This window comes from Streptomyces sp. 2A115, from assembly GCF_052245575.1.
In the GTDB taxonomy this organism is placed as follows: Bacteria; Actinomycetota; Actinomycetes; order Streptomycetales; family Streptomycetaceae; genus Streptomyces.
Genome location: NZ_JBQQCG010000170.1, coordinates 1 through 7,659, shown reverse-complemented (window position 1 = coordinate 7,659; position 7,659 = coordinate 1). Strand labels below are relative to the sequence as shown.

The window sequence follows — 7,659 nt, the reverse complement described above, 5'->3', positions numbered from 1 at the left end:
CCCACGGACCAGTCCACCTGCGTCGTGGGCTCCTGCACATGCAGGGTCGGCGGCATAACCCCATGCCGCAGCGCCTGCACCATCTTGATCACGCCCGCCACACCCGCAGCCGCCTGCGTATGACCGACATTCGACTTCAACGACCCCAGCCACAACGGGCGCTCCGGGTCCCGGTCCCGCCCGTAGGTGGCCAACAAGGCCTGCGCCTCGATCGGATCACCCAACACCGTCCCCGTGCCATGACCCTCGACCACATCCACCTCAGAGGGGGAAAGCCCGGCGCCGGCCAGCGCCTTGCGGATCACCCGCTGCTGCGACGGCCCGTTCGGCGCCGTCAGACCATTCGAGGCACCGTCCTGGTTCACGGCGCTGCCCCGCAGCACCGCCAGCACCCGGTGCCCACGCTCCCGCGCCACCGACAACCGCTCCAGCACCACCACACCCACACCCTCGGCCAGCACCGTGCCATCCGCGCCGTCCGCGTACGCCTTGCACCGCCCGTCAGCGGCCAGGCCCCGCTGCCGCGACATGCCGAGGACGCCGATCGGCGATCCCATCACGGCGACACCGCCGGCCAGCGCCATCGAGCACTCACCCTGCCGCAGCGCCTGCGCGGCCAGATGCATCGCCACCAGGGAAGACGAACACGCCGTGTCCACGGTGACCGCCGGACCCTCGAAACCGAAGGCGTACGACACCCGGCCCGACGCCACACTCCCCGCCGTGGCGGTCGTGACGAAGCCTTCGAGTTCCGCGGGCATGTTGCTGAGGGACTCGAGATAGTCGTGGATGGAGACGCCTGAGAAGACTCCGATGTCGCTGCCCCTGGCGGAGAGCGGGTCGACGCCCGCCCGTTCCAACGCCTCCCAGGAGGTCTCCAGCAGCAACCGCTGCTGCGGATCCATCGCCAACGCCTCACGCGGCGAAATCCCGAAGAACCCCGCATCGAAGAGCCCAGCCCCGCGCAGGAAGCCACCCTGACTGGTGTACGAAGTGCCCGCGCTGTCGGGGTCCGGGTCGAACAGGCCCTCCAGATCCCAGCCCCGGTCGCCGGGGAAGGACGACATGCCCTCACGGCCCTCGTAGACCAACCGCCACAGGTCCTCGGGATCCGCCACGCCGCCGGGCAGCCGGCACGCCATCCCGACGATCGCGATCGGTTCGTCGGGATCCGCGGCAACCGCCGGAGCCACCGAGGGAGTGCCGGCCACCGTGTCACCGAGCTCGTCGCGCAGATAGCGGGCCAGCGCCAAGGGAGTCGGATAGTCGAAGATCAGCGTGGCGGGCAGCTTCACGCCGGTCGCCGCGCTCAGTCGGTTCCGCAACTCGACCGCGGTCAGGGAGTCGAACCCGATGTCACTGAACCGCCGTGTGCCCTGGGTCAGTTCGGGGCGCCTGAAGCCCAGGACGCCGCCTGCCTCGGTCTGGACGATGGTCAGCAGGACGCTCTCCCGCTCGGCCGGAGGGAGCCCGGCGAGCCGGCGGACCAGTCCGCCGCTGTCCCCGGCGGCCGCCCGCGCCACGCGTCGACCCGCGCGTACCAGGCCGCGCAACAGATGCGGGACTCCCCCGCCCGCTGCGGCCTGGGTTCGCAGCGTCGGCAGGTCCAGCTTGATCGGAACGAGCAACGCTCGGCCCGTGTGCAGGCCGATGTCGAAGATGGCCAGGCCCTCGACCGGCGTCATCGCCAGCACCCCACCACGGCTCATACGTGCCTGGTCGACGGCGCTGAGGTGAGCGGTCATGCCGGCCGTCTGCTCCCACAGGCCCCAGGCCAGTGACAGCCCGGGCAGGCCCGCCGCCCGACGGTGGGCCATCAACCCGTCCAGGAAGGCATTCGCCGCCGCGTAATTGCCCTGACCGGCCGAGCCCATGAGCGCGGCCGCGGACGAGAAGACGATGAACGCGTCGAGGTCCAAGCCACGAGTCAGCTCGTCCAGGTGCCGCACCGCGTCCACCTTCGGCGCGAACACCCCGGCCAGCCGCTCCGGGGTCAACGCCCCGATCACGCCGTCGTCCAGCACACCGGCCAGATGCACCACACCGGTCAGGCGGTGCTCGTCCGGCACCGACGCCACCAGGGCCTGTATCTGGTCACGGTCGGACACGTCACAGGCCGCGACGGAGACCAACGCCCCCTGCTCGGCGAGCTCGGCGATCAGCTCACCCATACCTTCGGCATCCGGACCCCGTCGGCTGGCCAGCAGGAGATGCCGCACCCCGTGCCGGGCGACCAGATGCCGCGCGACCAGAGCGCCCAACGCACCGGTTCCACCGGTGACCAGGACGGTCCCTTCGGCTCCGAACACGGCTGGAACATCGAGAGCATCCGGGACCGCACCACCGGCCCGGACAAGCCGAGGGGCGGAGAGAACCACTCCACGCACGGCGACCTGCGGCTCCCCACCGGCCAGTACCGAACCCAACACCGGCTCCACACCACCGTCGGCAGCAGGGTCCATGTCCAACAGCACGAACCGATCGGGGTGCTCCGCCTGCGCCGCACGAACCAGACCCCACACCGCCGCGCCCGCCGGGTCACTCACGACCCCTTCACCACCGGCCGGTACCGCACCCCGGGTCAGGACCACCAGCCGCGACTCCTCCAGCTCCACACCGGCGGCCAGCCACGCCTGCACCACCCCCAACACCCGGGACGACAACGCCAACACCGCGTCCGCCTCGTCACCGCCGACGGCTTCCAGGAGCACCACCCGCGGCACGCCCGCGCTCCCGGCCAGCCCCGTCACCTCGTCAGCCGTGGCCACCGCCACCCACGACGGCGACGTCTCCGCCCCCTGGCCCGCAGGCAGCTCGGTCCACTCCACCCCGAACAACGAGTCAGCGAACGCCGTGTCCGCCGCCGCACCGCCCAACTGGTCGGTGGACACGGGCAGCGACACCAGCGAGTCCATGGTCACGACCAGGCCACCCGCCTCGTCGGCAGCCTGGAACGACAGCGCATCCTGACCGCACGGAGCGACCCGCACCCGCAACGCCGAAGCACCCACGGCATGCAGCAGAAGCCCGTTCCACGCGAACGGCAGCACCTGGCGGTCGTCGTCCGGATGGGCGAAGGCGTTCGTGTGGAGAGCGGCGTCCAGCAGCGCCGGGTGGATGCCGAACTTGCCTGCTTCCGCCCGCTGTTCCTCCGGCAGGGCGGCCTCGGCGAAGACCTCCTCACCACGCCGCCACACCGCCCGCAGGCCCTGGAACGCCGGACCGTACGCGTAGCCGCGCTCGACCAGATCGGCGTAGAAGTCCCCGACCTCGACCGGCTGCGCACCCGTCGGCGGCCAGGCGGCGAAGTCGAACGCCGGTTCTGTCCCGTGAGCCACCGGTGAGGCGGACAGCAGTCCGGTGGCGTGCCGCGTCCACACGTCCGCGCCACCCTCGTCGGTGGCGTCCTCGCGCAGGGAGTACACGTCCACCGTGCGCGAACCGGTCTCGCCCGGTCCGCCCACCGCGACCTGGAGCCGTACCCCGCCGCGCTCGGGCAGCACCAACGGCGCCTCGATCACCAGCTCTTCGAGGACGCCGTAACCGAACTCGTCGCCGGCCCGCACCGCGAGATCGACGTACACCGTACCGGGGATGAGTGCCACCCCACCGATCGCGTGATCGGCCAGCCAGGGATGCGAGCGCAACGACAGCCGTGAGGTGAAGACCAGCCCGTCGGACTGCGGCAACTGCACCGACGCGCCCAGCAGCGGATGATCGGACCCGGCCAGGCCCAACGACTCCGCGTCCGTCGCCGAACCGGCCATCTGGAGCCAGTAGTGCTGGTGGTCGAAGGCGTACGTCGGCAGGTCGACCGGAGCGAGCTGGGATCCGGCGGGGAGTACACCCGTCCAGTCCACGGCCACACCCTGGACGAACAGTTCGGCCATCGACGCCAGCAGCCGCCGCAGACCACCGTCGTCCCGCCGCAGCGAGCCCGTCACCACCACATCAGCCTGCGCCACGTCGACGATCTCGGCGATCGGCTGAAGAAGGACGGGATGCGCACTGACCTCCACGAACACGCCGTGCCCCTGCCCAAGCAGGTCGGCAACCGCAGGACCGAAGCGCACCTGACCACGCAGGTTCCGGTACCAATAGCCGCCGTCCAGAACACCGGCGTCCTCCAGCCAACCCCCGGTCACGGTCGAGTAGAACGGCAGCACCGGCACCTGCGCCGCGATCCCCGCCAGCACCTCGGCCAACGTGTCCCGGATGTCCTCCACATGCCGGGTGTGCGACGCGTAATCCACCGCCACCCGCCGCACCCGGACACCCTGGTCGGACAGCGCCTCCAGCACCTCGTCGAGGGCCAGGACGTCACCGGCGATCACCACCGACGACGGGCCGTTGACCGCAGCCACCTCCACCCGGTCCGCCCACGGTGTCAACCGTGCGGTCGCCTCCGCCTCGCTCAGCGCAACCGACGCCATGCCGCCGCGCCCCGCCAACTGCGTCGCAATCGCCTGACTGCGCAGGGCCACGACCCGAACGGCGTCCTCCAACGACAACGCACCCGCCACACACGCAGCCGCAATCTCACCCTGCGAATGACCCACCACCGCATCCGGCACCACACCCACCGACGCCCACACCGCCGCCAAGCCCACCATCACCGCGAAGCTGGCGGGCTGCACCACATCCACCCGCTCCAGGAATGCGGGTTCCACATCACCCCGGAGCACATCAACCAACGACCAGTCGACCCACCGCTCCAACGCAGCAGCACACTCCGCGATCCGCGCGGCAAACACCGGCGAGGAATCCAGCAACTCCCGGCCCATCCCCACCCACTGCGAACCCTGCCCCGGAAACACCCACACCACTTTCCCCGGCACACCCGAACCGGCCACCACGCCGGACGCGTTCTCACCCCGCGCCAGCGCCCGCAGCCCAGCCAGCGCCTCCTCACCCGAGCCCGCAATCACCACCGCACGCTCACCCAACAGCGCACGGCCCGACACCAACGCGTTCGCCACACCCGCCAACGACACCCCATCGGCACCGGACTCCACATAGGTCGCCAGCCGCCCCGCCTGAGCCGTCAAGGAATCCGTGGTCCCCGCCGACACCAGCAACGGCACCACACCCGCAGACACCGGCGGCTGCCGCACCGCTTCGAGATCGAGGGCGGGCGCTTCCTCCAGGATCAGATGCGCGTTCGTCCCACTGGCCCCGAAGGCGGAGACCCCGGCCCTGCGTGGACGGCCGTTGCGCGGCCATTCCCGGGACTCGGTCAGCAACTCCACCGCACCCGCCGACCAGTCCACCTGAGGCGAAGGCGCGTCCACATGCAGGGTCGCCGGCAGCACACCGTGCCGCAGCGCCTGCACCATCTTGATCACGCCCGCCACGCCGGACGCCGCCTGAGTGTGCCCGATGACGGACTTGACCGAGCCGAGCCACAGCGGCTGTTCCGGCTCCCTGCCCTGTCCGTACGTGGCCAGCAGCGCCTGCGTCTCGATCGGATCGCCCAGCACGGTGCCCGTACCGTGGCCCTCCACCGCGTCCACCTCGGACGCGGAGAGGCCGGCGCCGGCCAGCGCCTTGCGGATCACCCGCTGCTGCGCCGGACCGTTCGGCGCCGTCAACCCGTTCGAGGCGCCGTCCTGGTTCACCGCACTGCCACGTATCACGGCCAGCACCTGGTGCCCGCGCTCCCGAGCCACCGACAACCGCTCCAACAGCACCACACCCACGCCCTCGGCCCAGCCCGATCCGTCGGCGCATGCGGCGTAGGACTTGCAGCGCCCGTCGAAGGCGAGTGCTCGCTGACGCGCGAAGCCGACGAACCCGCCCGGTGTCGCCATCACCGTCGAACCGCCCGCAAGCGCCATCGAGCACTCGCCCCGGCGCAGCGCCTGCGCGGCGAGGTGCATCGCCACCAGCGAGGAGGAGCACATGGTGTCGACCGTCACGGCCGGGCCCTCGAGTCCCAGGGTGTAGGCGACCCGCCCGGACGCGACACCGCCCGCGGTGCCCAGGGCTCGCTCCAGACTCAGGAATCCCTCGAATCCGCTGAGGTCGGGCGCATAGTCCTGGTGCACGATTCCGGCGAAGACCCCGACGTCGCCGCCTCGCACCGAATGAGGGTCGATACCGGCCCGCTCGAAGGTCTCCCAGGACACCTCGAGCAGTTGTCGCTGCTGAGGGTCCATGGCCAGGGCCTCACGCGGCGAGATGCCGAAGAAGCCGGCGTCGAACTGCGCCGCGTCGTGCAGGAAGGCACCCTCCCGTACATACGTCGTACCGGGGTTGTCGGGGTCCGGGTGGTAGAGGCCCTCAACATCCCAGCCGCGGTCCTCGGGGAAGGCGGTGTAGACGTCGGTGCCCTCGGATACCACCCGCCACAGATCCTCCGGACCGCGGATTCCGCCGGCGTACCGGCATGCCATGGAGACGATCGCGATGGGCTCCGCGGCTGCTGCGACGAGTGTGCTGTTCTCCTGCTGAAGCCGGGCGTTCTCCTTCAGCGAGGCACGCAGTGCCTGAACGATCTGCTCGTCTGGCGCCGACATAACCATCCTCCACGATTCGTTCACCATCGGTGGTCAGCTCGTCTTGCCCAAAGCCCGTTGCACCAGACCGGCGATGTCCATGGCGTCGATCAGTTCCATGTCGTCGGGGGTCGCCGATGCGTCGCCGACCGATGCGCCGGCGTCGTCGTCGGTATGGGGATCGGCCTGGGTACCGGCATTCGCATCGGCCTCGGTATCCGCGAGGCCCAGGAGGGTGTCCAGGACACCGGCCGCCTGGAAACGGGCGAACGGCACGGACGCCAGAACCCGCCTGAGGTCGTCCTCCCGCCCTTCCGGGCCGTCGTCGTCCGCACGGAGAAGTTCGGAGCGCAGATAGCCGACCAGCGCCTCCGGGGTGGGGTAGTCGAAGATCAGCGTCGCGGGCAGGCGCAGTCCGGTGGCCGCGTGCAGACTGTTGCGCAGGTTGACGGCGGCCAGCGAGTCGAAGCCGACTTCCTGGAACGCCTGGCGCGGGCCGATGCCCTCCGCGCCGCTGTGGCCGAGGACCGTCGAGGCGTGCCCGCGGACCAGCCGGAGCAGGACGCGGTGTTGCTCTGTGTCCGAGACCGCTCGTAGGGAGTCCGCGAGGGAGGAGGCGGTGTCGCTGTTCTCACTGTCGCCCTGCGATGCTTGAAGTGCCGTCCTCGCCTCGGGCAGGTCGGCGAACAGGGGGCTGGTACGCACCGAGGTGAACGCGGGGATGAAGGCGCCCCAGTCCATGTCGGCGACCGTCACGAACTTCTCGTTGCCCTGTACCGCCTGCACCATCGCGGTGACCGCCAGCTGGGGGGCCATGGGAAGGACACCGCGGCGGCGGAGTTGGGCGAGGGCGGCCTCGTCCATGCCCCCACCGATCTGGTCGAGGGCTCCCCAGGCAATCGACGTGGCCCGCAGGCCCCGGGCGCGGCGCCGTTCGACCAGGGCGTCGAGGACGGCGTTCGCCGCTCCGGAGGGGCCCTGGCCGCCGCCGCCCCACACGCCCGCGATCGAGGAGAAGACGACGAACGCGTCGAGCGGCGTGTCCTCGAACAGCTCGTCCAGCCATACCGCTGTGTGCACCTTGGCGGCGAACACGTCGGCGAGGTCGTGCACGCCGGTGTCGTCGACGGAACTGGTCCGGGTGATGTCGGCGGCGTGCACC

General features: G+C 70.8%; 2 protein-coding genes. Both read right to left on the bottom strand.

Annotated features, from left to right (window positions below; translation table 11 throughout):
* A partial coding sequence (locus ACTWQR_RS54880; protein ID WP_443234870.1) for an SDR family NAD(P)-dependent oxidoreductase occupies positions 1 to 6,518 on the bottom strand: 6,518 nt, incomplete at its 3' end.
* A gap of 33 nt (positions 6,519 to 6,551) precedes the next feature.
* The coding region (locus ACTWQR_RS54875) for a beta-ketoacyl reductase (protein WP_443234869.1) at positions 6,552 to 7,659 on the bottom strand (1,108 nt) is incomplete at its 5' end.